At 71.6% G+C, this 25,828-nt stretch carries 24 protein-coding genes; 16 read left to right on the top strand and 8 right to left on the bottom strand.

Annotated elements, in window-relative coordinates:
- Positions 1-31 precede the first annotated feature (31 nt).
- The 8 genes from ACIBO1_RS16480 (at position 32) to ACIBO1_RS16445 (ending at position 8,259) form a co-directional block, all read left to right on the top strand.
- Complete coding sequence (locus ACIBO1_RS16480; protein ID WP_396746904.1) at positions 32-1,045, top strand: ABC transporter ATP-binding protein; 1,014 nt, start codon at positions 32-34, stop codon at positions 1,043-1,045.
- Positions 1,042-2,076 carry an ABC transporter ATP-binding protein gene (locus ACIBO1_RS16475; RefSeq protein ID WP_396746901.1) on the top strand — a complete coding sequence of 345 codons (1,035 nt, stop codon included), beginning with the start codon at positions 1,042-1,044 and terminating at the stop codon, positions 2,074-2,076. The genes ACIBO1_RS16480 and ACIBO1_RS16475 overlap by 4 nt, the downstream gene beginning before the upstream one ends.
- 90 nt (positions 2,077-2,166) lie before the next feature.
- Entirely contained in the window at positions 2,167-2,613 is a 447-nt protein-coding gene (locus ACIBO1_RS16470) for an RrF2 family transcriptional regulator (protein WP_396746898.1), read from the top strand.
- Between the two features lie 290 nt (positions 2,614-2,903).
- A complete protein-coding gene (locus tag ACIBO1_RS16465; protein ID WP_396746895.1) occupies positions 2,904-3,926 on the top strand; it encodes a sulfate ABC transporter substrate-binding protein in 1,023 nt (340 codons plus the stop codon).
- A complete protein-coding gene (cysT, locus tag ACIBO1_RS16460) occupies positions 3,923-4,771 on the top strand; it encodes a sulfate ABC transporter permease subunit CysT (RefSeq protein ID WP_396746893.1) in 849 nt (282 codons plus the stop codon). The genes ACIBO1_RS16465 and cysT overlap by 4 nt, the downstream gene beginning before the upstream one ends.
- Positions 4,764-5,600 (top strand): sulfate ABC transporter permease, encoded by an 837-nt coding sequence (locus ACIBO1_RS16455; protein WP_396746890.1) that lies wholly within the window; start codon positions 4,764-4,766, stop codon positions 5,598-5,600. Before cysT ends, ACIBO1_RS16455 begins: the two co-directional genes overlap by 8 nt.
- On the top strand, positions 5,597-6,607 hold the full coding sequence (locus ACIBO1_RS16450; protein WP_396746887.1) for a sulfate/molybdate ABC transporter ATP-binding protein: 1,011 nt from the start codon (positions 5,597-5,599) through the stop codon (positions 6,605-6,607). Before ACIBO1_RS16455 ends, ACIBO1_RS16450 begins: the two co-directional genes overlap by 4 nt.
- Positions 6,608-6,987: 380 nt before the next feature.
- A complete protein-coding gene (locus tag ACIBO1_RS16445) occupies positions 6,988-8,259 on the top strand; it encodes an acyl-CoA dehydrogenase family protein (RefSeq protein ID WP_396746884.1) in 1,272 nt (423 codons plus the stop codon).
- A gap of 40 nt (positions 8,260-8,299) precedes the next feature.
- Here ACIBO1_RS16445 and ACIBO1_RS16440 read toward each other — a convergent pair whose 3' ends face one another.
- Genes ACIBO1_RS16440 through ACIBO1_RS16430 form a run of 3 tightly spaced genes read right to left on the bottom strand, consistent with a single transcriptional unit; the run spans position 8,300 to position 10,955 of the window.
- Positions 8,300-9,145, bottom strand: coding sequence for an ABC transporter permease (locus ACIBO1_RS16440; protein ID WP_396746881.1), 846 nt, complete (start codon positions 9,143-9,145; stop codon positions 8,300-8,302).
- Entirely contained in the window at positions 9,142-10,134 is a 993-nt protein-coding gene (locus ACIBO1_RS16435; protein ID WP_396746878.1) for an aliphatic sulfonate ABC transporter substrate-binding protein, read from the bottom strand. Before ACIBO1_RS16435 ends, ACIBO1_RS16440 begins: the two co-directional genes overlap by 4 nt.
- Complete coding sequence (locus ACIBO1_RS16430) at positions 10,131-10,955, bottom strand: ABC transporter ATP-binding protein (RefSeq protein ID WP_396746875.1); 825 nt, start codon at positions 10,953-10,955, stop codon at positions 10,131-10,133. Before ACIBO1_RS16430 ends, ACIBO1_RS16435 begins: the two co-directional genes overlap by 4 nt.
- Positions 10,956-11,302: 347 nt before the next feature.
- On the opposite strand from ACIBO1_RS16430, the gene ACIBO1_RS16425 reads away from it, so the two are divergent.
- The 3 genes from ACIBO1_RS16425 to ACIBO1_RS16415 all read left to right on the top strand — a co-directional run bounded on the left by ACIBO1_RS16425 (position 11,303) and on the right by ACIBO1_RS16415 (position 13,884).
- A complete protein-coding gene (locus ACIBO1_RS16425) occupies positions 11,303-12,202 on the top strand; it encodes a DUF1684 domain-containing protein (protein WP_396746872.1) in 900 nt (299 codons plus the stop codon).
- The gene (locus tag ACIBO1_RS16420) at positions 12,199-12,738 is read left to right on the top strand and encodes a flavin reductase family protein (protein ID WP_396746869.1); all 540 of its coding nucleotides are present in this window, start codon (positions 12,199-12,201) and stop codon (positions 12,736-12,738) included. Before ACIBO1_RS16425 ends, ACIBO1_RS16420 begins: the two co-directional genes overlap by 4 nt.
- A 180-nt stretch (positions 12,739-12,918) precedes the next feature.
- Positions 12,919-13,884, top strand: coding sequence for a helix-turn-helix domain-containing protein (locus tag ACIBO1_RS16415; protein WP_396746866.1), 966 nt, complete (start codon positions 12,919-12,921; stop codon positions 13,882-13,884).
- Positions 13,885-13,911: 27 nt separating this feature from the next.
- Here ACIBO1_RS16415 and ACIBO1_RS16410 read toward each other — a convergent pair whose 3' ends face one another.
- From ACIBO1_RS16410 to ACIBO1_RS16400, 3 genes are read right to left on the bottom strand one after another with little or no spacing between them, the layout of a single operon-like run.
- On the bottom strand, positions 13,912-14,889 hold the full coding sequence (locus tag ACIBO1_RS16410) for a carbohydrate kinase (protein WP_396746863.1): 978 nt from the start codon (positions 14,887-14,889) through the stop codon (positions 13,912-13,914).
- Between the two features lies 1 nt (position 14,890).
- Complete coding sequence (locus ACIBO1_RS16405) at positions 14,891-15,844, bottom strand: glycosyl hydrolase family 32 (RefSeq protein WP_396746860.1); 954 nt, start codon at positions 15,842-15,844, stop codon at positions 14,891-14,893.
- A gap of 16 nt (positions 15,845-15,860) precedes the next feature.
- On the bottom strand, positions 15,861-16,946 hold the full coding sequence (locus ACIBO1_RS16400; RefSeq protein WP_396746857.1) for a LacI family DNA-binding transcriptional regulator: 1,086 nt from the start codon (positions 16,944-16,946) through the stop codon (positions 15,861-15,863).
- A 371-nt stretch (positions 16,947-17,317) separates the two neighbouring features.
- On the opposite strand from ACIBO1_RS16400, the gene ACIBO1_RS16395 reads away from it, so the two are divergent.
- The 4 genes from ACIBO1_RS16395 to ACIBO1_RS16380 all read left to right on the top strand — a co-directional run bounded on the left by ACIBO1_RS16395 (position 17,318) and on the right by ACIBO1_RS16380 (position 21,624).
- Positions 17,318-18,679 (top strand): ABC transporter substrate-binding protein, encoded by a 1,362-nt coding sequence (locus ACIBO1_RS16395; protein ID WP_396746854.1) that lies wholly within the window; start codon positions 17,318-17,320, stop codon positions 18,677-18,679.
- Positions 18,680-18,783: 104 nt separating this feature from the next.
- On the top strand, positions 18,784-19,647 hold the full coding sequence (locus tag ACIBO1_RS16390; RefSeq protein WP_357214327.1) for a sugar ABC transporter permease: 864 nt from the start codon (positions 18,784-18,786) through the stop codon (positions 19,645-19,647).
- Positions 19,644-20,471, top strand: coding sequence for a carbohydrate ABC transporter permease (locus tag ACIBO1_RS16385; RefSeq protein WP_396746850.1), 828 nt, complete (start codon positions 19,644-19,646; stop codon positions 20,469-20,471). The genes ACIBO1_RS16390 and ACIBO1_RS16385 overlap by 4 nt, the downstream gene beginning before the upstream one ends.
- A 4-nt stretch (positions 20,472-20,475) precedes the next feature.
- Entirely contained in the window at positions 20,476-21,624 is a 1,149-nt protein-coding gene (locus tag ACIBO1_RS16380; RefSeq protein ID WP_396746847.1) for a serine hydrolase domain-containing protein, read from the top strand.
- A gap of 165 nt (positions 21,625-21,789) precedes the next feature.
- On the opposite strand, the gene ACIBO1_RS16375 is transcribed toward ACIBO1_RS16380, so the two are convergent.
- Complete coding sequence (locus tag ACIBO1_RS16375; RefSeq protein ID WP_396746844.1) at positions 21,790-22,398, bottom strand: DUF998 domain-containing protein; 609 nt, start codon at positions 22,396-22,398, stop codon at positions 21,790-21,792.
- A 261-nt stretch (positions 22,399-22,659) separates the two neighbouring features.
- Entirely contained in the window at positions 22,660-23,973 is a 1,314-nt protein-coding gene (locus ACIBO1_RS16370; protein ID WP_396746841.1) for a hypothetical protein, read from the bottom strand.
- A 630-nt stretch (positions 23,974-24,603) separates the two neighbouring features.
- Between ACIBO1_RS16370 and chvE the strand changes: the two genes are divergently transcribed.
- On the top strand, positions 24,604-25,740 hold the full coding sequence (chvE, locus tag ACIBO1_RS16365; RefSeq protein WP_396746838.1) for a multiple monosaccharide ABC transporter substrate-binding protein: 1,137 nt from the start codon (positions 24,604-24,606) through the stop codon (positions 25,738-25,740).
- Positions 25,741-25,828 lie beyond the last annotated feature (88 nt).

Genomic DNA, 25,828 nt, shown 5'->3' with positions numbered 1-25,828 from the left:
ATGGCGGCGCGGAGCGCAGCGGAGTGCCGGCATGAGCGAGCGGAATGCCGGCGTGGGCGACCGGGGCGAGGTGCTGCGGATCGAGGACCTCGCCGTGACCATCGGGACCCGGCGGGGGCCGGCGCGGGCGGTCGTCGGGGTGGACTGGTCGGTCCGGGCGGGGGAGACGCTGGCCCTGGTCGGCGAGTCGGGCTCCGGCAAGAGCATGAGCGTGTTGGCCGCGACCGGGCTCGCGCCGCGCTCGGCCCGGGTGACCGGGCGGGTGCACCTGCTCGGCACGGAACTCACCGGGTTGCGGGAGGCGGAGCGCCGACGGATGCGTGGGCGGCACGTGGGTTTCGTGTTCCAGGATCCGATGACCTCGCTCAACCCGGTGTTGACGGTGGGTCGGCAGGTCGCCGAGGCGAGCGAGGAGCATCTCGGCCTGAGTCGGCGGGCGGCCCGTACGCGCGCCGTCGACCTGCTCGACCTGGTCGGCATCCCGTCGGCGCAGCGGCGGGTGGACGCGTACCCGCACCAGTTCTCCGGCGGGATGCGGCAGCGGGTGGTGATCGCGATGGCGTTGGCCTGCGAGCCGGACCTGCTGATCGCCGACGAGCCGACCACCGCGTTGGACGTCACCACGCAGGCGCAGATCGTCGAGCTGGTGGCGGACCTGCGGCGGCGACTCGGGACGGCGGTCGTCTGGATCACCCATGACCTGGGCGTGGTCGCCGGCATCGCGGACCGGGTGGCGGTCATGTACGCCGGTCGCATCGTCGAGCAGGGGCCGGTCGACGCGGTCTTCGGCCGGCCGGCGCACCCGTACACCAGCGCGCTGCTGGCGGCGCGGCCGGACCCGGCGGCGGGCGGCGGCGAGTTGGTCACCATCCGGGGTGCCCCGCCGAGTCCGTTGGACCTGCCGCCCGGGTGTGCCTTCTGGCCCCGCTGCCCGGTGCGGGGTGACGCCCGCTGTGAGCACGAGTCGCCGCCGCTGGTGCCGGTGTCGGCCGGGCACGAGGTCCGCACGTTCTATCCGCAGCGGCCCGGCGGGGAGGCCCGATGACGGCCGAGCGGACCGAGCCGCACCTGACCGGCCACCGGCCCGGCGAGCCGGCCGACGTGGTCGCCGCACTCGACGACCTGACGGTGTGGTTCCCGACCCCGGCGGGTGTGGTCCGCGCGGTGGACGGGGTGTCGCTGCGGGTACGCCGGGGTGAGACGTTGGGTCTGGTGGGCGAGTCGGGCAGCGGCAAGTCGACCACCGGGTTGGCGTTGTTGCGGCTGGTCGACCCGACCTCGGGCACGGTGCGGGTGGCCGGGCAGGACGTGACGCACTGGTCGCGGCGGCGGTTGCGGGCGCTGCGCCGCCGGGTGGCCATGGTCTTCCAGGATCCGCAGGCGTCGCTCGACCCTCGCCGGACGGTGGGCGCGAGCATCGCCGAACCGCTGGTGGTGCACCGGCTCACCGATCGTGGTGCGGCCCGGCGGCAGCGGGTCGGGGAGCTGCTCGACATGGTCGGGTTGCGCCGGGACGTCGCCGACCGGCATCCGCACGAGCTCTCCGGCGGTCAGCGGCAGCGGGTCGGCATCGCCCGCGCGCTGGCCGGCGAGCCCGACCTGATCGTGTTGGACGAGCCGATCGCGTCGCTGGACCTCAGCGTGCAGGCCCAGATCATGAACCTGCTGCGGGGACTGCAACGGGACCTGGGGCTGACCTACCTGTTCATCGCGCACGACCTGGCCGCCGTGGAGCACATGAGCGATCGGATGGCGGTGATGTATCTGGGGCGGATCGTGGAGTCCGGCACGCCGGCCCGGATCTGGCAGCAGCCGGCGCATCCGTACACTGCGGCGCTGCTGTCGGCGATCCCGGTGGCGGATCCGCAGGTCGAGCGGGCCCGTCGGCGGGTCATCCTCGGCGGCGACATCCCCAGCCCGGTGGACCCGCCGGAGGGCTGCCGCTTCCGGACCCGGTGCCCGCAGGCCCGGCCGGAGTGTGCCGGGACCGATCCGCCGCTGGTCGAGGTTGCCTCGGGGCACCGGGCCGCCTGCCTGTTCGCCGGGGAGGCGGTACGGGCGATGCGCGGCGAGTAGTCCACCCGGCCCGACACCTTGACGGGCCGCGCCTAACTGTCCACCATTCCTATATGTTTGATGGATTATGTAGGGCACGGGTGGGGTGACGTGTACGTCTCAGCGCGATCGGACTACGCCGTACGGGCGATGCTGGCGGTGGCGCAGCGCCACCCGGCGGTGGTGAAGGCGGCGGTGCTGGCCGCGAGCCAGGACATCCCGTACTCGTTCCTCCAGGGCATCCTGCTGGACCTGCGCCGGGCCGGCCTGCTGCACAGTCTGCGCGGCGCGGACGGCGGCTACGCGTTGACCCGCGCGCCGGACGGGATCACCGTGGGCGACGTGCTGCGCGCCACCGGCGGGGCGTTGACGACGGTTCGTGGCGCGCCCGCCGACGTGGCCACCTATCACGGCGTGGCCGCCGGGCTGGGGGAGGTGTGGCTGTCGGTGCACCGGGCGATCGAGGACGTGGTCGACCACGCCACTCTGGCCGATCTGCTCGCGCCCGCAGATGGGCGGGGACGGGACGTCGTTGATCGGCCGCCCCGGGTGGCGTGACGGATCGGCGCGTCGAGCCGGTCGGGCAGCCCCGTTCGGTAAGGCTTGAAAACCTGTCGAGTTAGTGGGATATTCGGTGCGCGGTCGGCGCGGACGATCAGACCTGCCGCGTCCGATGTGGAGTCGGGCGCGACGGGGAGATCGGCGTCGTGCCGGCCGGGCATCGGCGCCCGGTTCGTGGCCGCGTCCACCACTGCATTCGGTACACGGCAGCCCAAAACGGGCATATTCCCTATCTAATTGGTCGGATTTATATAGTGCGGTCACGCACTGGAGGAGGACGGGTTCCGATGAGGCACCGGATCAGAGCGGCCATCGCTCTCGCCATGGTCACCGGCGTGGCGCTGTCGGGCTGCGGCGGCGGTGACGCGGCCGGCGGCAGCTCCGCCACGTTGAGCATCGTCGGCTTCGCGGTACCCGAGGCGGCCAACAAGGCCATCGCCGCCGAGTGGAACAAGACCGAGGCGGGCGAGGGGGTCCGGTTCCGGACCTCGTACGGCGCCTCCGGCGACCAGAGCCGCGCCGTGGTGGCCGGCCTGAAGACCGACTACGTGCACTTCTCGGTGAGCAGCGACGTGACCCGCCTGGTCGACGCCGGACTGGTCGAGGCGACCTGGGACGACGGCCCGACCAAGGGCATCGTCTCATCGTCGGTGGTGGTGCTCGCGGTCCGCGAGGGCAACCCGAAGAACATCCAGGGCTGGGACGACCTGATCAAGCCCGGTATCGGCATCGTCACCCCGAACCCGGCGTCCTCGGGTGCCGCCCGGTGGAACGCCCTGGCCGCCTGGGGGCACATCGCCGCCAACGGTGGCACCGATGCCCAGGCGCAGGAGTACGTGACCAAGCTCTTCGGCAACGTCGTGTCACTGCCGAACAGCGGACGGGACGCCACCACCACGTTCCTCGGCGGCACCGGTGACGTGCTGCTCGCGTACGAGAACGAGACGATCCTCGCCCGGCAGAACGGCGAGAAGCTGGACTGGGTCCTGCCGGAGACCACCATGCTGATCGAGAACCCGGGTGCGATCCTCAAGGACGCCGACCCGAAGGCGAAGGATTGGCTGGACTTCGTGCTCGGCCCGCAGGGGCAGCGGCAGTTCGCGCTGACCGGCTTCCGGCCGATCATCGACGGCGTCGACACCAGCGGCGTCGAGGGCGCCATCGACCCGAACAACCCGTTCCCGGCCCCGCAGAAGCTGCTGACCGTGGAGAAGGACTTCGAGAGCTGGTCGGCGCTGTCAGAGAAGTTCTTCGACGAGAGTGACGGCATCGTGACCAAGATCATCGCGGCCTCCGGGAAGGCCAAGTGACCTCGGCGACCCTGGTTCCGGACCGGCCGGCGGGCAACCGCCGGTCGGCCCGGGCCGGCCTCCCGCTCACCTGGGTCTCCGGTCTCGGGCTCGGCGTGGCGATGGTGTGGTTCAGCCTGCTGGTCCTCATCCCGCTCGCCGCCGTCGTGGTCACCGCCAGCGAGGGTGGCTGGGGCGGGTTCTGGCGGACGGTGACCAACGAGCAGACCGCCGCCACCCTCCGGTTGACCATCGGTACCGCGCTGCTGGTCACGCTGGTCAACGTCGTGATGGGCACGCTGATCGCCTGGGTGCTGGTGCGGGACCGGTTCGTCGGCAAGCGGGCGCTGGAGATCCTCATCGACGTCCCGTTCGCCCTGCCGACGATCGTCGCGGGCCTGGTGCTGCTGTCGCTGTACGGGCCGGACAGCCCGCTCGGCGTCAACATCGCCAACACCCGGATCGCGGTCTTCCTCGCCTTCCTCTTCGTCACGCTGCCGTTCATCGTGCGCACCGTGCAACCGGTGCTCTCCGAACTGGACCCGGACGCGGAGGAGGCGGCGGCGTCGCTGGGCGCGAGCCGGTTCACCACCTTCCGGCGGATCATCCTGCCCAGTCTCACGCCGGCCATCGCGGCGGGCGCCACCCTGTCGTTCGCCCGCGCGGTCGGCGAGTACGGCTCGCTGGTCCTGCTCTCCGGCAACCTGCCGATGCGTACCGAGGTGGCCTCGGTCCGCATCCTCAGCAGCATCGAGAACGACAACCCCGACAGCGCGGCAGCGGTCGCGGTGGTGCTGCTGGCCGTCTCGTTGGCCGTCATCGTCGTGCTCGACGTCATTCAGCGGAGGGTGATGCGCCGTGGCTGAGCGTTCCACCGTCGCGCGGACCCAGGTCGGCCGCCGTCCCGGCCGGTACGTCCTGCGGTTCGTCGTGACGACGTACCTCTTCTTCCTGGTGGCCTGGCCGTTGTACCTGGTCGGACGCAACGCGTTCGCGGACGGCTTCGTCAATCTCAACGACATCCTGACCGACCCCGACGTGACCCACGCGCTGCAACTGACCGTGCTCGTCGCGGTCGTCGCGGTGGTCATCAACACCGTCTTCGGCGTCGGCATCTCGCTGCTGCTGGTCCGCTACGACTTCCCCGGCAAGCGGACGCTGAACGCCCTGCTCGACATGCCGTTGTCGGTGTCGCCGATCGTCGTCGGCCTCGCGCTGATCCTGGTCTACGGCGGCCGGGAGGGCTGGTTCGGCCCGACGCTCGAAGCGGCCGGATTCCAGATCATCTTCGCGGTGCCGGGCATGGTGATGGCCACCGTGTTCGTGGCGCTCCCGCTGGTCATCCGGGAGGTCGTCCCGGTCCTCCAGGAGGTCGGCGACGAGCAGGAACAGGCCGCCCGCAGTCTCGGCGCGAACGCCGTGCAGACGTTCCGCCGGATCACGCTGCCGTCGATCAAGTGGGGCGTGATCTATGGCGTCGTGCTCAGCCTGGCCCGCTCGCTCGGCGAGTTCGGCGCTGTCAAGATCGTCTCCGGCAACGTGCTCGGCGCGACCCGGACGGCCACCCTCGTGGTCGAGGAGAAGTACCTGAACTTCGACAAGGGCGGCTCGTACGCCACCGCCTTCCTCCTCGCCCTCGTCGCCGTGGCCTGCATCATCGTCGTATCCGTCCTCAGGCCGAAGGAAGACCGTTGAGCATCGAGATTTCCCAGGTCGGCAAGCGTTTCGGAGACTTCGTCGCGCTCGACGACGTGTCGGTCAGCATCCCCGCCGGTCGGCTCACGGCGCTGCTCGGTCCCTCCGGCGGCGGAAAGTCCACGCTGCTGCGGATCGTCGCGGGACTGGAACGCGCCGACACCGGGCGGGTCGAGATCGACGGTGTGGACGCCACCCACCTGCCGCCGCAGAAGCGCAACGTCGGGTTCGTGTTCCAGCACTACGCGGCGTTCAAGCACCTGACCGTCCGGCGCAACGTGGCCTTCGGGCTGGAGATCCGCAAGCGCTCCAAGGACGAGATCACCCGCCGGGTCGACGAGCTGTTGTCCCTCGTCCACCTGGGACAGTTCGCCGAGCGGTTGCCGTCGCAGCTCTCCGGCGGCCAGCGCCAGCGGATGGCACTGGCCCGCGCGCTGGCCGTCGAGCCCACGGTGCTGCTGCTCGACGAGCCGTTCGGCGCGCTGGACGCCAAGGTCCGCAAGGAACTGCGCGACTGGCTGCGCCGGCTGCACGACGAGGTGCACGTCACCACCGTCTTCGTCACCCACGACCAGGAGGAGGCCCTGGAGGTCGCCGACGAGATCGTGGTGATCAACGAGGGCCGGGTGGAGCAGATCGGCTCGCCCGACGACCTGTACGACCGCCCGGCCAACGAGTTCGTGATGCGCTTCCTCGGCCCGGTCACCCAGCTCGGCGACGAGTTGGTGCGCCCGCACGACCTCCAGCTCTCCGCCGACGGCGCGGACAGCGCCGGCGTGGTCGGCCGGGTCACCCGGGTCACCCGGATCGGCTTCGAGATCCGGGTCGAGGTCACCACCTCCGGCGGCCAGCCGGTGATCGTGACCCTCACCCGCAACGAGTTCCACGCGCTCGGGATCCAGGTCGACTCGCCGGTGCGGATCCGCATCACCCCGGGCAGCCCCACCACCACGGTCACCGCGCCCGCCCAGCGCGCGGAGGAACCGACCCTCGCGCCGTCGCACTAGCGCGAACGCCTCGCCGACCCCGACGCGCACTGCGCAAGATCATGCCCGACGGGCACCGCGCAGTCCCGTGCCCGACGGGCACCGCGCAGTCCCGTGCCCGACGGGCACCGCGCAGTCCCGTGCCCGACGGGCACCGCGCAGTCCCGTGCCCGACGAGCACCGTGCAAGATCGTGCTCGATCCTGGATCGAGTGGCGTCCTCGCGACCATGAGGCCACTCGATCCGGGATCGAGTGCTGTCCGGGCCGGCGGTGAGATCGCGTCGGAACGGCAGCGTGGTGCGGTGGTGCGGCGGAATTGACGCTGGGTGCCGCCGGGGGTGAGACTAACCCTATTCAACCGATAGGATTCGCGGTCTTCGGTGGGAAGGTGGTCGGCGGGATGACGCGTGTGATCCGGACGGACGAGGAGGCCGTCGAGGTCGCCCGGAAACTGGCGGCCGTCCTCGCCGACGAGGCCGGCGTCCGAGACCGGGAGCGTCGACTGCCCGAGTCCGAGGTGGCCGAGCTGTCCGCCTCCGGTCTGCTGGGCATCACGGTGCCCGCCGAGTTCGGGGGTGCCGAGGTCTCGGTCGCCACGCTGACCGAGGTGTTCCGGACGCTGGCGGCGGCCGATGCGAGCCTCGCCCAGATCCCGCACAGCCACGTCGTCTTCCTCCAGGCGCTGCGCCTGCAGGGCACCGAGGAGCAGCAACGGCGCTACTTCACCGCCGCGCTGGCCGGGCAGCGGTTCGCCAACGCCCAGTCCGAGCGCGGCGGACGGACCGTCGCCGACGACGCCACCACGCTGCGCCGCCGGACCGACGGCGGATACGTGCTGGACGGGGAGAAGTTCTACTGCACCGGTGCGCTGTTCGCCGACTGGCTGGTGGTCCGCGCCGTACTGGCCGACCCGACCGAGCCCGGCGGTCCCGCTGCGTCCGGCGCTCCCGCTGCCCCCGACGACGCGGGCGCGAACGGCGGCCCGGCGGCGAGCGGCGGCCCACCCGCGAAGGTGCTGGCCTACCTGCCCCGGGACACCCCGGGGGTGACGGTGCGCGACGACTGGGACGGGATGGGGCAGCGCACCACGGCCAGTGGAACGGTGCTGCTGGAGCAGGTGGCGGTGGACGAGACGCAGGTGGTGCCGTACACGCCGATCTTCGGTGCGGCGACCACCTACGGTGCGCGGGCCCAGGTGCTGCACGCCGCGCTGGACACCGGGATCGCCCGGGGCGCGCTGGACGCCGCAGTGGCGCAGGTGGCCCGGGCCCGGCCGTGGTTCGAGTCCGGTGTCGAGCGGGCCGCCGACGAGCCGCTGCTCATCCAGCAGGCCGGGGAACTGGAGATCCTGGTACGCGGCGCGGAGGCGCTGCTGCGCGAGGCGGCGACCGCGATCGACGCGGCCGAGGTGGACCTGACCGACGACAGAGCGGCTCGCGCCTCGGTGGCGACGGCGGTGGCGAAGGTGGCCGGCGCCCGCGCCTCGGTGGAGGTCTCCTCGGCGCTGTTCGACCTCGGCGGCACCCGCTCCGCCGCCGACGCGTTGAACCTGTCCCGGTACTGGCGTGACGCGCGTACCCACACGCTGCACGATCCCACTCGGTGGAAGGTCCAGCACATCGGTCGCTGGCTGCTCGACGGCACCCCGCCGCCGCGTCACGGTCAGCTCTGACCGGCCCGACGCGTCGTTGCCAGGCCGACGGGTCACCCGGTCACGTCCAGGCCGCGAGGACGCGTCGTTCCAGCAGCCCGAGCAGGGTGTCGGCGAGCTTACCCAACACCGCCAGCAGCACGATCGCGAGCAGGATCACGTCGGTGCGGCCGGTGTTCTGGCTGTCGATGAGCAGGAAACCCAACCCCATCGACGAGGCGATCAACTCGGCCGCGACCAGGAAGAGCCAGGACTGCGCCATGGCCAGGCGCAGCCCGGCCAGCACCGGCGGCGTGGCGGCGGGCAGCAGCACCGTGCCGAGCAGCCGTACGCCGGAACGCCCGTATGCCCGACCCAACTCGACCAGGTGCGGGTCGACGTGCCGGAGCGCGGCGGCCACGGTGGTGAAGACCGGGAAGAACGCCCCGATCGCGACCAGGGTGATCTTCGGTGTCTCACCGATGCCGAACCAGAGCAGCAGCAGCGGCACCCAGGCCAGCGACGGGATGGCACGGACCGCCTGGATGGTCGGGCCGACCAGCGAGCGGACCGCCCGGGAGAGCCCCACCAGGGCGCCCAGCACCAGTCCGGCGACGGATCCGGCGGCGAACCCGAGCAGGACCCGCTGCACGCTGATCGCCAGGTGCTGCCACAGCTCACCCCGGGCGAGGAGTTCCCGCAGCGCCAGCAGCACGTCGTACGGGGGCGGCAGTTGCGCGCGCGAGTAACCGCCGGAGGTGGCCAGCAGGTGCCAGCCGACGAGCAGTGCCAGGGGAAGCAGCAGACCGGCGACGGCGTACCCCACCCGGGAGGTCCAGGCCCGACCGGTTCCGGCGGTGGCCGGGACCGGCGGTGCGGCCGGGCGGGCCGGTGGCGGCTGCACCGCCACCGGACTGCCCGCGCTCACGGCTGCGCCCGCGCCTGGGCGAAGCGGGGCTCGAAGATGCTGTCCAGCGCGGCACGGGCCTCGGTGTCGGTGCGGACGTTGCCGTCGGCGACCAGGATGGGCAGCACCCGTTCGAAGACCTGCCGTTGCGCCGGGCCCGGCACCGGGTCGACGTCGAACCGGGTGCGTTCGGCGAGCACCACCCGGGCCACGGCGGGGGAGACCTTCGACTCGCGGGCCAGCAGCTCCACCGCCTGGTCCGGGTTCGCGACGATCCACCGGCGGGCCCGCTCGTAGGCGTTCACCACCCGCTGCACCAGCTCGGGGTGACCGGAGACGAACTCCTCGCGGGCGTTGAGCACGCCGTAGGTGTTGAAGGCGACGTTGCGGTAGAGCAGGGTCGAGCCAGCGTCCACCTGGGTCTGGGCCATGTGCGGATCGAGGCCGGCCCAGGCGTCCACGTCCCCGCGCTCCAGTGCGGTCTTGCCGTCGGCGTGCTGAAGGTTGACCACGGTGACGTCGCCCGGCGCCAGCCCGGCCTCGTCGAGCGCCTGCAACAGGAAGAAGTACGGGTCGGTGCCCTTCGTCGCGGCGACCTTGCGTCCCTTGAGCTGTGCGACCGAGGTGAGCGGGGAGCCCTTGGCGACCACGACGGCGGCCCACTCCGGCTGGCTGAACACGCCGACGGTCTTGATCGGGGAACCGTTGGCCCGGGCCACCAGGGCGGCGACACCGGCGGTCGAGCCGATGTCGAGCGCGCCGGCCCGCAGGTTCTCGTTGGCCTTGTTGCTGCCGGCGGACTGCAACCAGCTCACCGACACCCCCTCGTCAGCCAACTCCTCCTCCAGCCAGCGCTGCTCGCGGAGCACCAGGCTCGCCGGGTTCCAGTACGCGTAGTCCAGACGCAATCCGGTGGTGCCGCCGGCTGCCGAGCCGCCGCTGTCCTCCCCGGCGACACAGCCGGTGAGCAGCAGGGCGGCGGCCAGCACGACGGCGACTGTCTTTCTCATGAGCTCCTGCTTCCTTCGGGGGAGACGCCGAGACGGTCGAGTAGTTCGGTGCGCAGGGTGGCCGAGGCCGGCGAGCCGAGGTCCCGGGGCCGCGCCCCCGGTACGGCGGTGACGTGCTGGATGGTGGAGCCCCGTCCGGCCGGACCGGCGGGGCCGAGGACGACGATCCGGTCGGCCAGCCGCAGCGCCTCGTCGACGTCGTGGGTGACCAGCAGCACCGTGCTGCCGGCGGCGCGCTGCACCTGGTCGACCAGGTCCTGCATGCGCAACCGGGTCAGCGCGTCCAGGGCGGCGAACGGCTCGTCCAGCAGCAGGACACCGGGTCGCCGGGCGAGCGCACGGGCGAGCGCGGTGCGCTGGGCCATCCCGCCGGAGACCTGCCGGGGGCGGTGCTCGGCGAAGGCGCCCAGCCCGACCACCTCCAACCAGGCCCGGACGTCGGCGCGGGCGGTCGTCCGGTCGTGGCCGGGCGCGAGACCGAAGGCCACGTTGCCGGCCAGGGTCCGCCACGGCAGCAGGCGGGGGTCCTGGAAGACCATCGCGGTACGCGCCGCCACGCCGCGTACCGGTCGACCGTCCACGGTGATCTCACCGGCGCTCGGTCGGTCCAGCCCGCCGACGAGGCGCAGCAACGTCGACTTGCCGCATCCGGAGGCGCCGAGCAGCGCGACCACCTCACCGGCCTCGATCCGCAGGGTGACGTCGTCCAGCACGTGGTGGGTGCCGCGACGACCGACGAAGGCGCGTCCGACCTGGCGTATCGAGACCGGCGCGGGTTCCGTGTGCAGCCCCGGCGCGAGTCGCGCGGCACTCGTCGGCATGCCACCTCCTTGCCTCGTCCGGTGGGTCGGCTCACAATACCCATATAACCAACCGGATGAGTAGGGTATATCTCGTGCGGCCGGAAGGGGCGATCCGGAGCGCGGGGCGGACACCGTCCACCGGGGCCTCCGCCCGGTCTCGGGGTGGCTCCCGACGGAGGGTCGACGTAGGGGGAGTGGCCTGTGAACGCGGTCCCTGGCAGGGTGACGGTGTGGACACCCCGCGCTACCGTCCTGGCGCCGATCGGGCAACGTCGCCCGGCGACCCGGCGCCTTCCGCGCACCCGGTCGCCCGAGGCGGTCGGGCCGACGCCGGCCGAATCCATTCTCGACGGAGGGAACCCGACATGACCCGGCCCCACCCGCTTTCGGCGGCGGCCTCGGACGCGCCCGAGGCCGCCGAGGCGCAGGTCGACGCCTTCACCCTCGAATGGCAGGAGTGGCACCGCCGCCACGAGGAGAACCTGGCCGACCCGCACGGCTTCCTCGCCGTGACCGGGCTGTACTGGCTCACCGACCGCCCCGAGCCCGTCGCCGACCTGCCCGGACGGTGGCACACCGGCGCGGACGGCGTGGTGGTCGACCTCGCCGACGGTGAGGCGCTCCTCATCGACGGCCGGCCGGTGACCGGCCGGCACGCGTTCGGCCCGATCCCGGAGCGCGGCGGCGTCACCGTCGGGCTCGACGGCGGCGTGCTGGAGATCGCCCGACGGGGCGGGTACGACATCCTGCGTCCACGCCGCCCCGACCATCCGCTGCGGACCGCCTTTCGGGGCACCCCGGCGTACCCGCCGTCGACCCGCTGGGTCCGGCCCGGACGGTTCGTCCCCTTCGACAGCCCCCGACCGACCACCGTCGGCGCCGCCGTCGAGGGACTCCAGCACGTGTACGACTCTCCCGGCACGATCGAGTTCGCCGTGGACGGTGTGCCGTTGCGCCTGACCGCCTTCAACGGCTGGTCGCCGGGAAGCCTGTCGGTGCTGTTCACCGACGAGACCTCCGGCGTGACCACGTACGCCGCCAACCGGGCCCTGACCGTCGACCCGCCCGACGAGCAGGGTCGCGTCACCGTGGACTTCAACCGCGCCACGAACCTGCCCTGCGCGTACACCGACTTCGCGACCTGCCCCCTGCCGCCGTCGGAGAACCGCCTGCCGATCGCCGTCGAGGCCGGCGAGAAGACCCCGTACGAGCGGCAGCAGGACGTGCCCCAGCCGCAGCGCACCATCCCCGGGAGGAACCCGTGACACCGCCCACCGACGACCAGCCACCCCTCGACGCCGAGGCCGACGAGATCCGGACCCTGCTGCGGCACCAGGCCAGCACGGTCACCGTGGTCACCGCGCCGGGGACACCGGCGGTCGGGTTCACCGCCACGTCCTTCACGTCGGTGTCGTTGTCGCCGCCGGTCGTGTCGTTCTGCCTCAACCTCGGCTCGTCCAGTTGGCCCACGCTCGCCGCCGCCCGGCACGTCGGTGTCCACCTGCTCGCCCACCACCAGCAGGACCTCGCTCGCACCTTTGCCACCAGCGGCATCGACCGGTTCGCCGAGCCGACGCGGTGGCGGGTCGGTCCCGAGGGCGTACCCCTCCTCGACGACACCCTCGCCTGGCTGCTGTGCCGGGTGATCGACCGGGTGACGGTCGGCAGCCACGCCATCGTGCTGGCCGAACCGGAGCTCGTGCACAGCCCGGCGGCCGGTTCGCCGCTGCTCTATCACCGGGGCCGCTACACCGGCCTGGTGCCCGGTGCCGACGGCTGGGTCGGGCCGGTCGCCGCCTGACCACCGACGCCGCACCCCGTGCCCGCACCGCCCGAGAGCGTCAGGGATTCTCTCCTTCGTAACGCCGGCATGGGATCCTTGGACCGCCCGGTGTGCCGGCGCCGGGCCGCGTGCGGGCATCGACGCCCGCCCACCGCGACGCCGCGGCAGCCGGCCCGGTCGAGCCGACGAGGTGAGTTCATGGCCGTCGTCCTGGACACCGCGCAGCTACCGGTCGTCGACCGGGTCGAGGCGGTGCACGCCACGATGGCGTACGCCTCCGCGCCGTGCCACGTGATCCACGAGGACCCGACCGGAGACGTGTACGCCCGGATGGCCGTCTGGGATCTCGGGGACGTCTCGGTCTTCACCACCGAGGCGTCCGGCATCCGGCTGCTGCGCACCGCCCGGCAGACCCGGCAGGACGTGACGCCGGTGGTGGCGCTCTCCGTGCAGGAGCGTGCCGACGGGCGACAGGAACAGGGAGGACACCGGGCGTTGGTCCCCCCGGGCGGGCTGATGGGGATGGACCTCTCCGCCCCGTACGACTTCTCCTGGTCCGGCGACGGTGCCGCCGGGTGCCTCCACATCCCCATCGACCGGCTCGCGTTGCCGGTGGACGTGATCCGGCGGGCCCTGGGCAACCTGCCGGCCAGTCCGCTCTATCCGCTGGTCACCCGGCACGTCGTCGACGTGGTGGGGCGAGCGGACCGGCTCGGCGCCGACCCGGCGGCACCGGTGCTGGGCGCGGCCAGTGTGGAGCTGGCCCGGGCCCTGCTCACCTCGGCGGCGTACGCGACCGCGCGGCACGCCCACGTCGACGGGGCCGGAACGCTGCTGACCCTCGTCCGGGCGTACGTCCGGCAGCACCTGGCCGACCCCGACCTGCGGCCGGCGACCATCGCCATGGCCCACAACGTCTCCCTGCGCCACCTGTACAAGGTCTGCGCCCAGGCCGACTTCAGCCTGGAACAGTGGATCATCGGGGAGCGGTTGAAGGGTGCCGGTGAGGAGCTGCTGCGGCCGCAGAGCCGTAACCTGACCATCGCGGTGGTGGCGCGCCGGTGGGGGTTCAGCGATCCGACCCACTTCGCCCGGCGTTTCCGCGCGGCCTACGGCCTCACCCCGGGGCAGTGGCGACGGATGCACGCCGACCTGCCGCGCTGAGACACCGCCTGCGGGCAGCCGTCCGGGTCAGGACTCCGCCGGGAACCGGCTCGCCAGTTCGTGCCGGTACGGCGGGTCGGCACCGGCTCGGGTGCAGGTCACGGCGGCCACCTCGACGCCGTACCGCAGTGCGGCCCGGACGTCGTCGTCGGACCACGCGGGCGCGGCGGCGGACAGGGCGGCGAGCAGTCCGGCGGTGAAGGCGTCACCGGCGCCGATCGTGTCGGCCACCGCGACAACCGGCGCCGGCTGCCGGAATCCGCTCGTTGCGGAGGCGGCGGCCGCGCCTCCGGCGCCGAGGGTGACCACGGCGAGCGTCACGCCGAGGTCGCGCCAGTGCCGCAGGACGTCCTCGGTCGACCGGCCCGGATAGAGCCAGGCGACGTCCTCCTCACTGGCCTTGAGCACGTGCGTGATCCGGGCCAGCTCGTCGACGCGGGCCCGGGCCGCGTCCGGGTTGCCGGTCAGGCCGGGCCGGATGTTCGGGTCGACGCTGACGAGCGCGCCCCGCTCGCGTGCGGCCCGCAGGGCGTCGGTCAACCGGTCGGCGCCCGGGTGCAGGAAGGCGGCCAGCGAGCCGGTGTGCACGATGCCCCGCCCGGTGAGCGCCGGGGCCAGTTCGTCGGTGCGCCACTGCCAGTCGGCGGTGCCGTCGACATAGAAGTCGTACGTGGCCACGCCGGTCCCGGTCAGCGTGGCGATCCCCAGGGTGGCCGGCTCGTCGGCGTCGACGGCGTGCCGCAGGTCGACGCCGTTGGTCTCGGCGTGCGCGCGTAGCCGTCGGCCGAAGCGGTTGGTGGAGAAGCGGGCGAGCAACACGGTCGGTACGCCCAGCCGGGCCAGCCCCACGGCCACGTTGAGCGGACTGCCGCCGGGGTGGGCGGCGTACCGGCCGTCCGGCTGCTGCACCAGGTCGACGACGGCCTCACCGATCACGGTCACCGCCGGTGCGGCGGACGACGCGGGTCCGGCGGGCGGCGGCTCCGCGTCGTCGGCGACCGTCACCTCAGGCACCGCCGGTGGCCGGCAACGGTTCGCGTGCCACCAGGCCGGCGTCGGGTTCGTAGCGCACCGGCACCGGGTCGCTGATCTCGCCGACGAACGTCCCGTCGCCGTGCTCGACGAAACCGAGCAGTGCCCAACCGTCCTCGGTCGACACCAGCCGGGGCGCGTACAGGTGCGGCTGCGCGATCGGTCGGGCGGCGGCGATGTCCCACGGTCCGCGTACGGTGGGCGCGGTGGCCAGCCAGAGCCGCTCCCGGGACTCACCGGGCGCGGTCGAGGGGTTGGTGCAGAACAGCAGCAACGGCTGTCCGTCCACCACGGCGACCTGCGGCACTTCGAGGTGACCGAATCCGGCCGGCGCGGACAGCGGCGGTTGCACCGTCCAGTTCAGCAGGTCGGGCGAGGTCGCGTGACCGACGACGCCGCGTTCGGCGGCCGGCCCCTGGTTACCACGCGCGGTGATCAGCATGTGCCAGCCGTCGCCGTCCGGGTCGGCGAAGACCCACGGGTCGCGCCACGCCTGCTCGTACCACGCGTCCAGGTCGAGCAACTCGTACCAGGTCGGGTCGGCCTCGATCAGCGGGGTGTCGCCGTGCCGGTGCCAGGTGACCATGTCGTCGGAGACGGCCAGACCGATGCGCTGGACCAGGCCGTCCTCGGCGCGGCCGACGCCGGTGTAGAAGAGATACCACCGCCCGTCCGGCCCGCGTACGGTGCTGCCGGTCCAGGTGGCCAGGTCGTCCCAGCCCGGTGAGTCGGCGGGCACCAGCGCGTCCGGGAGCAGCCGCCACTCGCGCAGGTCGGTGGAGACGGCGTGGCCGATCGTGGCGCGGCGGTGGCGACGGTCCGGGTCGAGGAGGGCCCGGGAGGCGCGCAGGAAGAACGCGTGCCACCGGCCGTCGTCGTCCTTGGCGTACCAGCTGTCCCACACCCAGTGGTCGGGCAGACGAAGCATGGCGGGGAAGGTATCACTAAATCGGTTTAGCCCGCGACCTCGGGGTGGCGTCGCTCTCGGTGCGCGGCAGCGGCGTCCGCGCTGCCGGAGCCGCGACCGACCGGCGGCGGCGCAGTGGCATCGGGACCAGGGCCGGGCCGGAGTCGTCCTTGTCGAGCAGCAGCTCCACCGCCCGGCGGCCCATCTGCTCGTGGGGGATGGCAGCCGTGGACAGCCCCGGGCGCAGCCAGGAGGCGATCGGGTCGTCGTCGAAGGAGATCACCGAGATGTCGTCGGGGATCGTCAGGCCGGCCTCCCCGAGCGCCTGGTACGCGCCGAAGGCCAGCCGGTCGTTCATGCAGATGATCGCGCTCGGTCGGTCCGGGCGGCCGAGCAGGGTCTGCGTCGCGGTGTAGCCGTGCTCCGGCAGCCACTCGGTGCAGAAGCCCTCGGCGAACAGCGCGACACCGGCGGCGGCGAGAGTGCCCCGGATGCCGCGCAGTCGCGCCTCGGCGGCGAGCGAGATCTCCGGGTCGCGTTCCTTGGGTCGGTTGCGGCCGATCAGGGCGATCCGGTCCCGGTGCCCCCGGGCAAGCAGCGTCTCGGCGATCGTGGCACCGGCCAGCTCGTCGTCGGGCAGGACGCTGGGCAGCTCCTCCGAGCTGGTGGCGTTGAGCAGCACCACCGGGCCGTTCAGGATCGCCTTCGGCACGGTCAGTCGGCGGGTGGCCATCGCCGCATAGATCACGCCGTCCACCTGACGGTCGAGGATCGCCTCGATGGCGTACTGCTCGAACGCCGCGTCGCCCTGGGTCTCGGTGATCAGCAGGACGTGGTCGCGCTCGCGGGCGGCGTCCAGCGCGCCCCGGATCAGGCCACCGGCGAAGCGCGTGGTGGCGACGATGTCCGAGACGAAGGCGATGGTCGCCGTCTTGCGGGTACGCAGACTGCGAGCGGCCACGTTGGGGCGGTAGCCGAGTTCCTCCGCCGCCGCGAAGACGCGCTGGTGTGCCTCCGCGGAGAGCCGGGTGCCCTCGCGCCCGTTGAGCACCATCGAAGCTGCGGTCTTGGACAGCCCTGCCCGTCGGGCGACATCGGCCAGTGTTGCCCTGTTGCGGCCCATGAGTCCTCCGTTCGCGGTCGTCCGTACGACGCCGCCGTTGCCCATCATGCTGGGTCGAGTCGCGTTCCGGCTCACCGGTGGCGGGTCGGATGTCGGCGAAGGCCCCTGGTGAACCGCTTGTTTCCGGACCGTTGCCAACTCGTCCTTGACAGGCCGGGGTGCCGCGCGCATGCTCTGCTAAATCAGTTTAGCGACGTTGTTTCGCCACTGCGGAGGGCGCTGTCGACAGCGACCTCCGAGGTCATACCGGATACCGCGAGCCGAGGTGCGGTGCGCGACGCGCAGGCGTGGCGTCACCGACCGTGGTGGCGAGCGTACTCGTTGGTCGCCGACCCGCGAGGACGTGCGGATGAGTCAAGGGAGCCATTGACGTGCGGGAGTTGTCCACCAGATTCACCCGTCGCCGGCTGGCACTGATGGTGCCACTACTCGCCGTCGGTCTGACGGCCACCGCCTGTAGTGCGCCGGGTTCGGAACCGAACGCGCCGGACGACTCCGGCGCCCCGGTCAGCACCGAGCTCGGAACCGACCCGATCACCCTGGAGATGTACGCGGAGACCGGCTTCCCGCTGGCCAAGGCGCTCGCCGACGAGTTCACCAAGCAGCACCCGAACGTCACGTTCAACATCCGCGAGGACCAGTTCACGGTCATCGTGGAGAACGCGCCCCGGGTGCTCGCCTCGGACAACGCGCCGGACATCATCCGGCTGCCCACCATGGTCGACCTGGTCAAGGACGGCCTGCTGAAGAACCTCGACCCGTACTTCGACGCGCACGGCTGGGACAAGTTCCCCGCCTCCCAGCTCGTCCAGCTCCGGCTGACCGAGGGCGGCGCGGAGCGCGGCAGCGGCTCGCTGTACGGCATGGGCCTCGGCTACAGCGTGACCGGCGTCTTCTACAACAAGAAGCAGGCCGAGCAGGTGGGCATGACCCAGCCGCCGACCACCATCGCCGAGTTCGAGGACCTGCTGGCCAAGGCCAAGTCCGCCGACCTCCAGCCGATCATGCAGTTCAACAAGAACACCGCCGGCATCAACTTCCCGTACCAGGCGCTGCAGAACCAGTTCGGCGACCCGGCCCCGATCGCGGACTGGATCTTCCAGAAGCCGGGCGCCACCTTCGACACCCCCGCGTCGCTGAAGGCCGCCCAGACCATCGAGAAGTGGGCCAAGGCCGGCTACTTCCCGAAGGACGCCAACGCCATCGACTACACCGCGATGATGGGCGAGTTCCAGAAGGGCAACGGCCTGTTCATGTTCAACGGCGACTGGGAGTCGGCGAACCTGGACAAGAACATGGCCGGCGACGTCGGGTTCTTCCTCTTCCCCGGTGAGACCGCCGAGGCCAAGAACGTGGCGATGTCCGCGCCGAACACCTTCGGTGTCGGTGCCCGGGCCAAGAACGCCGACGCCGCCGCCTTCTTCCTCAACTGGGTGCACACCAACGACAAGGCCCGCGAGATCTCGGTCAACGTCGGCGGCTCGCACCCGGGTGGCCCGGCCGAGCTGGCGCTGCCGCCGGTGACCGAGGGCACCGTACTGGCCGAGACGCTGAAGGCGTCCCAGCAACTCGGCGCCGACAACGGCGCGGTGGACTTCACCGCCAACGCCACCGGTGGCATCTTCGCCGCCGCCATCACCCCGGAGATGCAGAAGCTGATCGCCGGCCAGCAGAACCCGGAGGGCTACGTCAAGGCGGTCCAGGCCGAGTACGAGAAGGAACTGTCCCGATGACGTCTGCCCTCGGCAGCGTTCCCGCCGGGTCGGGCACCACTGCCCGACCCGGCGGGGCGGACCCCCGTCCCGCCACGCGGCCCCACCGGAAGCGGTGGGGCCGCGTGGTGCGGTGGAGCGGCTGGCTCTGGGTCCTGCCCGCCCTGGCCATGTACGGCTTCTTCGTCCTGCGCCCGCTCGTGATGACCGTGCAGTACTCGCTCTACCGCTGGAACGGCATCGGGGCGGCCACCTGGGTCGGGCTGGACAACTACGTCACCGTCTTCACCGACCGCGACCTGCTGAAGATCATCGGCAACGCCTTCGTCCTGATCATCTTCTTCAGCTTCATCCCGGTCGTCCTCGGCCTGGTGGTGGCCAGCCTGGTCCGGCGCATCACCACCGGTCCGGGCGGCACGCTGGTCCGGACCGTGCTGTTCCTGCCGCAGGTGATCCCGCTGGTGGCGGCCGGCATCGCGTGGAGCTGGGTGCTGTCCAGCAACGGTCTGGTCAACCAGGCCCTGCGAGCCGTCGGGCTGGACGGCATCACCCGGGCCTGGCTCGGCGAGTTCAGCACCGCGCTGCCGTCGGTGGGCGTGATCGGCACCTGGATCATGCTCGGACTCTGCACGATCCTGCTGGTCACCGGCATGAGCAAGATCGACCCGTCGCTGTACGAGGCGGCCCGGATGGACGGTGCCGGCCCGATCCGCGAGTTCTTCGCGGTGACCCTGCCCAGCCTGCGCCAGGAGATCGGCGTCTGCCTCACCGTGACCATCATCGCGGCGCTGGCCAGCTTCGACATCGTCTACATCTCGACCAGCGGCGGCCCGGGCATCCAGACCACCGTGCCGGGCCTGGAGATCTATCGCCTGGCCTTCTCCCAGCGTCAGGTCGGGCTCGCCTCGGCCCTGGGCGTGGTGCTGATGCTGCTGGTGCTGATCTGCGTGCTGCCCATCCAGCGGCTGACCCGGGGGGAGAAGCCATGAACATGACCACCCGCAGTGAGCGGCTGACCGGACGGGTCTTCCTGATCGCCCTGGTCGTGGTCACCCTGCTGCCGTTCCTGAGCATGCTCTCGGCGGCCCTGCAACCACGCGGCACCGTACCCACCGGTCTGGCCTGGCCCTCCGATCCACAGTGGGGCAACTTCGTCGACGCCTTCACCGCCGCGAACATGGGTGCCCTGCTGGGGTCCAGCATGCTGATCGTGGCCGGGGTGGTGCCGTTCGGGGTGATCATCGCGACCATGGCCGGGTTCGGCCTCGGGCACCTGCGGGTCGCCGGCGGCCACATCGCCTTCGGGCTGCTGCTGCTCGGCCTCACCCTGCCCTTCGAGGCGGTGGTGACCCCGCTGTACTACCAGATGCGGGACCTCGGCCTGCTCAACACCCGGTGGGCCATCATCCTGCCGCTGATCGGCCTCTACATGCCGTTCGCGGTCTTCTGGATGCGGGCCCACTTCACCAACGTGCCGCGCGAGCTGTCCGAGGCGGCACGGGTCGACGGCAGCAACACCTGGCAGTTGTTCTGGCGGGTGCACGTGCCACTGGCCCGCCCGGCCATCGCCTCGCTGACCATCCTGCTGTTCCTCTGGACCTGGAACCAGTTCCTGCTCGCCATCGTGATGGTCGACGACGCCACCAAACGGACCATGGCCGGTGCCCTCGGCGCGTTCCAGGGACAGTGGGGAACCGATCTGGTCTTGCTCTGCGCCGGATCGTTGCTCATCCTCACTCCGACGCTCATCGTGTTCCTGATCTTCCAGCGCCAGTTCATCAAGGCCCTCCTGCAGGGCTCCGTGAAGGGATGACGGGTTGAACGACACCCCGATCCACGGCCACGCCGACGAGGGCTTCGGGCCCGTCGCCGACGTGTTCCGGGACAACTTCGTCGACCGTGGGGAGGTCGGCGCCGCAGTCGCCGTCTACCTGCGGGGCACCAAGGTCGTGGACCTGTACGGCGGGCTGGCCGACCCGCGCTCCGGTCGACCCTGGACCGCCGACACCCCAGCCGTCGTCTTCTCGGTGACCAAGGGGATCATGGCGATCTGCGCCTACCTGCTGGTCCAGCAGGGCCGGCTCGACCTGGATGCCCCGGTCACCCGGTACTGGCCCGACTTCGGTCGGCACGGCAAGGCCGAGATCCCGGTGCGCTGGCTGCTCACCCACCAGTCCGGACTGCCCACGCTGGACCGCTCCTTCACCCGCGCCGAGGTGCTCGCCTGGGACCCGGTGATCGAGGCGATCGAGGAGCAGGCCCCGCTGTGGCAGCCGGGCACCGCCCACAGCTACCACCCGATCACCTACGGCTGGCTGATCGGTGAGGTGATCCGCCGGATCACCGGGGAGATGCCCGGCGGCTACCTCGCCCGGACCCTCGCCGAACCGCTCGGTCTGCGTACCTGGGTCGGCCTGCCGCCCGCCGAGCGCGACGCGGTCGCCTGGATGCTGGCGCCGCTGGGTGAGCCCTTCCCACCCGGCGACCCGGTCGCCGAACGCGGGATCACCATGGGCGGCGCGTTCGCCTTTCCCGCTGACGCCGACGGCCTGGTCAGCTTCAACGACCCGGCCATCCAGGCCGCCCAGGTCCCCGGCGCGGGCGGGATCAGCACCGCCGAGTCACTGGCCCGCCTCTACGCCGCCTGCGTCTCCGACGTCGGCGGCGGACCGCTGCTCACCACCGCGTCCGTCGACGACGCCGTCACCGTCCGCGTCGCCGGCCAACAGGTGTACGGACTCCCCGACGTCGGACACCGCTGGGGCACCGGCTTCCTCGTCCACTCGACACCGCGCCCGATGCTCGGCGAGCGCAGCTTCGGACACGACGGCGCAGGCGGACACCTCGCCTTCGGCGACGACCACCACCGGGTCGGCTTCGGTTACGTGGTCAACCAGATGGGCGGCATCATCGACGAGCGCGCCAACCTGCTCGCCGCCGCCCTGCTGTCCTGCCTCAGCGAATAGGGCCGGTGTCGAAGTCCTCGGTCGAGCCGAGGCAGAGTCCAGGCGGCGGTCCAACGCGGCCGGTCGTCGCTTGGGCCCGCCGCAGGCCGGCCAGGGACCTCGACACAGGCCCTCGGCGGACCGGGTCGACGTCACAGCCGACGAGCCGTGGCGTCGACCCCGCCGTCACCGGTCCGGCGCAGTGCGGCCCGTCCGACCTGGCCAACGACTCCGGCCCGTCCGCCGCAGTGCGGTGACCACCAGCAGGGGTGCGAACGCCTCCGCGCCGGCCGCCACCCGCTCGGCCAGCCCGACCCGCCCACCGTCGGCCGCCATCTCGGCCACGAACCAGGCCACCGGCACCAGCAACCCGACCGCCAGCCCCACCCACGGCACCCGTCGCTCTCCTGCCCGTGCTGCGGCCGGCCAGAGCGCCAGCGCGCCGAAGGCCACGGCGGCGGCGAGCGTGTGGGGCACCGACCCGCTGCCGTCGTCCGGTAGCGGGAACACCGCCACCGCCAGCGTCGCCACCCCGCCGAGTGCGAGCAGGGCCCGCCCGGCGGGTGCGAGGGTACGCAGCCCGGCGGCGGTGACACAGTGGCACAGCCCGAGACCGGCCAGCGCGACCGTCATGATCCACCGGTCGGTCGCGCCGACGGCGGCGAGTGCGCTGATCGTGCCGGTGACCTGGTCGAACCCGCCCGGTTGGCGGGCCGCGCCCAGGGTCCACCCACCGATCAGGAGGATCGGCGCCGCCACGGCGGAGACCAGCGCCCATCCCGGTACGACTCGCATCCCCGCACCGTACGTGCCGTCCCGCCGCTCCCACGCCACCGGCACGTACCAGGCCGCGCCGTTCCTCGGCGTCGGTCCCGTCGATCATGGAGTCATGGCGTGCACAAAAGCCGTCTGTCGGTGTAATTCGGCAGCCACAACTCCATGATCGACGAGGCGGGGCCGTGGGATCCGCTCGGGTCGCGTGGACCCGAACGAGGCTCGCCGGCCGCGAGATCGATCGCGGCCGGCGAGCCCGGACGGTGCCTCTTGAGCGGTGTGTCAGCCCTTGCGCTGGGCCAGCAGCCACTGGAGGATGCTGCGGTCCTCGTACGTCGGGCCGTAGGCGGCGTGGTAGTCGGGCAGCGAGAACGCCTCGTTGCCGTACTCGGTGTAGTGCAGCAGCTCGGCGATCTGCGCGGGCGTCTTGCCCTGGGCCTCGTAGGCCGCGCGCAGGGCGGTGTGCGTATTGCGGGCGAGCGAGATGTTGAGCAGGTGGTCGTTCACCCCGTGGGTGATCCAGAGCGGCACCTCGCCGGCGGCGATGGCCTTGGCCTGGTCGGCGCCGACCTGGAAGCCGCCGGTCACCAGACCACCGGCGAACAGGTCGGGACGCTTGGCGAACGCCTCCCACAGCAGCCGGGAGCCGTACGACACGGTGGTGGCGTACACCCGGCCGGTGTCCACCGCGTGGTCCTTGACGAACTGGTCGACCAGCCGGATCAGCAGGTCACCCTCGGCGGGCAGGCCGACCCGCTGGTTCTGCGGGGCGAGCACGATGACGTCCTCGCGGCTGCCGGTCCAGCTCGACTGGAGCCAGGCGGTGGCCGGGATGTCGGCGGCGATCTGGACGCCCAGGTTGTCGCCGTCCCAGCCCATGCCGTGCCCGGGCAGGACGACCATCAGCGGGTACTTCTTGCCGGGCTGGTAGTTCTTCGGCAGGTGGTAGTGGTACGGCAGCACCATGCCGCTGCTCAGGTACGAGCCGTACTGGAAGTCGTCGACGAGCAGGTTCACCGGCTTCTCGGTGACCCCACGCGGGGTCTTCGGGGCGGCCTTGGCCTGCACCGGACCCTTGCCCTTGCCCTTGCCGGGCTGGGCGTGCACGTCCTTGCGCTGGGTCACCCGGGTGGGCAGCTCGGTGTTGACCTTCACGCTGCACAGGAAGGTCGGGCACTTGGAGACGATGACGGTCCAGCCGAGGTTCTCGGCGGGGTCCAGCTCGACGATGACGTACCGGCCGTCCACCGAACGACGGTCCGCGCGGGTGGTCGGCGCGCTGTTCGTGTAGGTGTGGGTGACCTTGCGGTCGGCCAGCTTCGGCAGGTCTTCCATCTGGTTGAAGCGGAAGTTGTAGACGGTGTCGGAGACCGAGAAGGTGGAGTTGTCGAGCTCGCGGGGGTTCACCGTCTGCGGGTACTCGACGGCGACGGCGGAGACCTTCTGGCCGTACGTGTAGACGGTGGTGATCGGTGTGACACTGCGGATGCCGCCGGCGTTGTCGCCGGGACCCTTCGACGCGGCGTACGCGGCCGTGCCGGAGGTGGCGAGAAGTGCCACCGCCGCCACGGCGGTGAGCGTCCTTCGCAGTCTCATCGGTCCTCCTTGTTGGACGCGTCCGGCTGCCGCGGGCGGGTCCCGTGGCAGCGCCCCGGACCGGTTGCGGTGGTGTGGGGGAGGACGGGCGCTAAACTGATTTAGCAGAGCATCGGCGTCCGGCTGTTCGATGTCAAGACTGTGCTGGTGACGGCGCGGGAACCGACCGTGCGTGCCGGGTGTCGTCGGTGCTCGCGTCGCGGGCTTCGGCGCCGGTGCGCCGAATGCGTCCCCGCGCGTCCGGCCCACCATGGAGCGCGAGGCCAGCCGGTCACGGTGTGTGACCGGCAGGTGGGCTTCCGTCGACCGGGCGATCCGTTTCCCTTTGCGGGTCGACAGATGTGATGGGGCGACGCCTTGCCCGTCGCACCGGGGCGCGAGTTGGCGTATTCTCTGCTCTCGATGGACGATATTCGGGTGGCGGGTGCTGACGCTCGACTTCCTTCGATGTTCAACGCCTTGACCTGCGGTGATTCGGCCGACCGGTGGAGCCTCGGCTTCGTTACGAGAACGTGACCGCTGGATTTCCGGCGAGGTGTTGACCCGGGCAATGTGAGCGCTAACACTTGGGCCCCGAAGTGCGATCCGCGCAGCCGGTGCGACGGCGCGAGTTCCAGATTGGGGAAGCCAGTGAGCAGAAGAATTCTGGCCGCTCTCGGTAGCGCCGCCCTGGCGCTGAGTATGGCGGCGTGCAGTGGTGACGGTGCCGGAAGTGGCAACACCAGCGACGAGAAGCCGTCCGACCTCACCATCGGCGTCTCGATGCCGACCCAGACCTCCGAGCGGTGGATCGCCGACGGCAACTCCGTCAAGGAGAAGCTGGAGGCCAAGGGCTACAAGGTCGACCTCCAGTACGCCGGTGACGACATCCCGACCCAGTCGCAGCAGGTCGACCAGATGATCACGCGCGGTGCCAACGTGCTGATCATCGCCGCGATCGACGGCACCGCCCTCAGTGGACAGCTCCAGGCGGCGGCCGACGCGAAGATCCCGGTCATCTCCTACGACCGGCTCATCCGGGACAGCCCGAACGTCGACTTCTATGTCAGCTTCGACAACTACAAGGTCGGCGTGGCCCAGGCCAGCGCGCTCCTGGTCGGCCTCGGCCTGCAGACCAAGGACGGCGGCAAGGGCGAGGAGACCGGGCCGTTCAACATCGAGCTGTTCGCCGGGTCGCTGGACGACAACAACGCCCACTTCTTCTTCGACGGCGCGATGGACACCCTCAAGCCGTTCATCGACGCCGGCACCCTCAAGGTGAAGTCCGGGCAGACCAAGATCGAGCAGGTGGCGATCCTGCGCTGGCAGCAGGAGGCCGCGCAGAAGCGGATGGAGGACCTGCTGACCTCCAGCTACAACGACAACAGCAAGGTGGACGGCGTGCTGTCGCCGTACGACGGCATCTCCCGCGGCATCATCACCGCGCTGCAGAACGCCGGCTACCGGGGCGCCGACGAGATCCCGGTGGTCACCGGGCAGGACGCCGAGATCGCCTCGGTCAAGCTGATCGACGACGGCATCCAGAGCTCCACCATCTTCAAGGACACCCGCCTGCTGGCCGAGCAGGCCGTGGTCGCCGGTGAGGCGTTCCTCCAGGAGAAGACGCCCGAGGCCAACGACAGCGAGACCTACAACAACGGGGTCAAGGTCGTCCCGTCGTACCTGCTGCCGGTCGAGACCGTCTTCAAGGACGACATCCAGAAGGTGCTGATCGACTCCGGTTACTTCACCGCGGAGGAGGTCGCCGCCGGTCAGGCCAAGAGCTGACGGCGACACCCCCGGGGGGGGGGGGGGGGGGGGGGGGGGGGGCCCGGGCCGCCCCCCCCCCCCCCCCCCACAGCCAACGAGCCCCCCC

The organism is Micromonospora sp. NPDC049903 (assembly GCF_044460945.1).
GTDB lineage: Bacteria > Actinomycetota > Actinomycetes > Mycobacteriales > Micromonosporaceae > Micromonospora.
Note: the sequence above shows the minus strand (reverse complement) of the source record. Positions and strands in the feature narration are given on the sequence as shown.

What these genes read in the sequence shown, in the direction of transcription:
- ACIBO1_RS16480 (WP_396746904.1), top strand. Translation starts at nt 32, where the DNA reads ATGAGCGAGCGGAATGCCGGCGTGGGCGACCGGGGCGAGGTGCTGCGG.
- ACIBO1_RS16475 (WP_396746901.1), top strand. Translation starts at nt 1,042, where the DNA reads ATGACGGCCGAGCGGACCGAGCCGCACCTGACCGGCCACCGGCCCGGC.
- ACIBO1_RS16465 (WP_396746895.1), top strand. Translation starts at nt 2,904, where the DNA reads ATGAGGCACCGGATCAGAGCGGCCATCGCTCTCGCCATGGTCACCGGC.
- ACIBO1_RS16445 (WP_396746884.1), top strand. Translation starts at nt 6,988, where the DNA reads ATGACGCGTGTGATCCGGACGGACGAGGAGGCCGTCGAGGTCGCCCGG.
- ACIBO1_RS16435 (WP_396746878.1), bottom strand. Translation starts at nt 10,134, where the DNA reads ATGAGAAAGACAGTCGCCGTCGTGCTGGCCGCCGCCCTGCTGCTCACC.
- ACIBO1_RS16430 (WP_396746875.1), bottom strand. Translation starts at nt 10,955, where the DNA reads ATGCCGACGAGTGCCGCGCGACTCGCGCCGGGGCTGCACACGGAACCC.
- ACIBO1_RS16425 (WP_396746872.1), top strand. Translation starts at nt 11,303, where the DNA reads ATGACCCGGCCCCACCCGCTTTCGGCGGCGGCCTCGGACGCGCCCGAG.
- ACIBO1_RS16415 (WP_396746866.1), top strand. Translation starts at nt 12,919, where the DNA reads ATGGCCGTCGTCCTGGACACCGCGCAGCTACCGGTCGTCGACCGGGTC.
- ACIBO1_RS16405 (WP_396746860.1), bottom strand. Translation starts at nt 15,844, where the DNA reads ATGCTTCGTCTGCCCGACCACTGGGTGTGGGACAGCTGGTACGCCAAG.
- ACIBO1_RS16400 (WP_396746857.1), bottom strand. Translation starts at nt 16,946, where the DNA reads ATGGGCCGCAACAGGGCAACACTGGCCGATGTCGCCCGACGGGCAGGG.
- ACIBO1_RS16385 (WP_396746850.1), top strand. Translation starts at nt 19,644, where the DNA reads ATGAACATGACCACCCGCAGTGAGCGGCTGACCGGACGGGTCTTCCTG.
- ACIBO1_RS16375 (WP_396746844.1), bottom strand. Translation starts at nt 22,398, where the DNA reads ATGCGAGTCGTACCGGGATGGGCGCTGGTCTCCGCCGTGGCGGCGCCG.
- ACIBO1_RS16370 (WP_396746841.1), bottom strand. Translation starts at nt 23,973, where the DNA reads ATGAGACTGCGAAGGACGCTCACCGCCGTGGCGGCGGTGGCACTTCTC.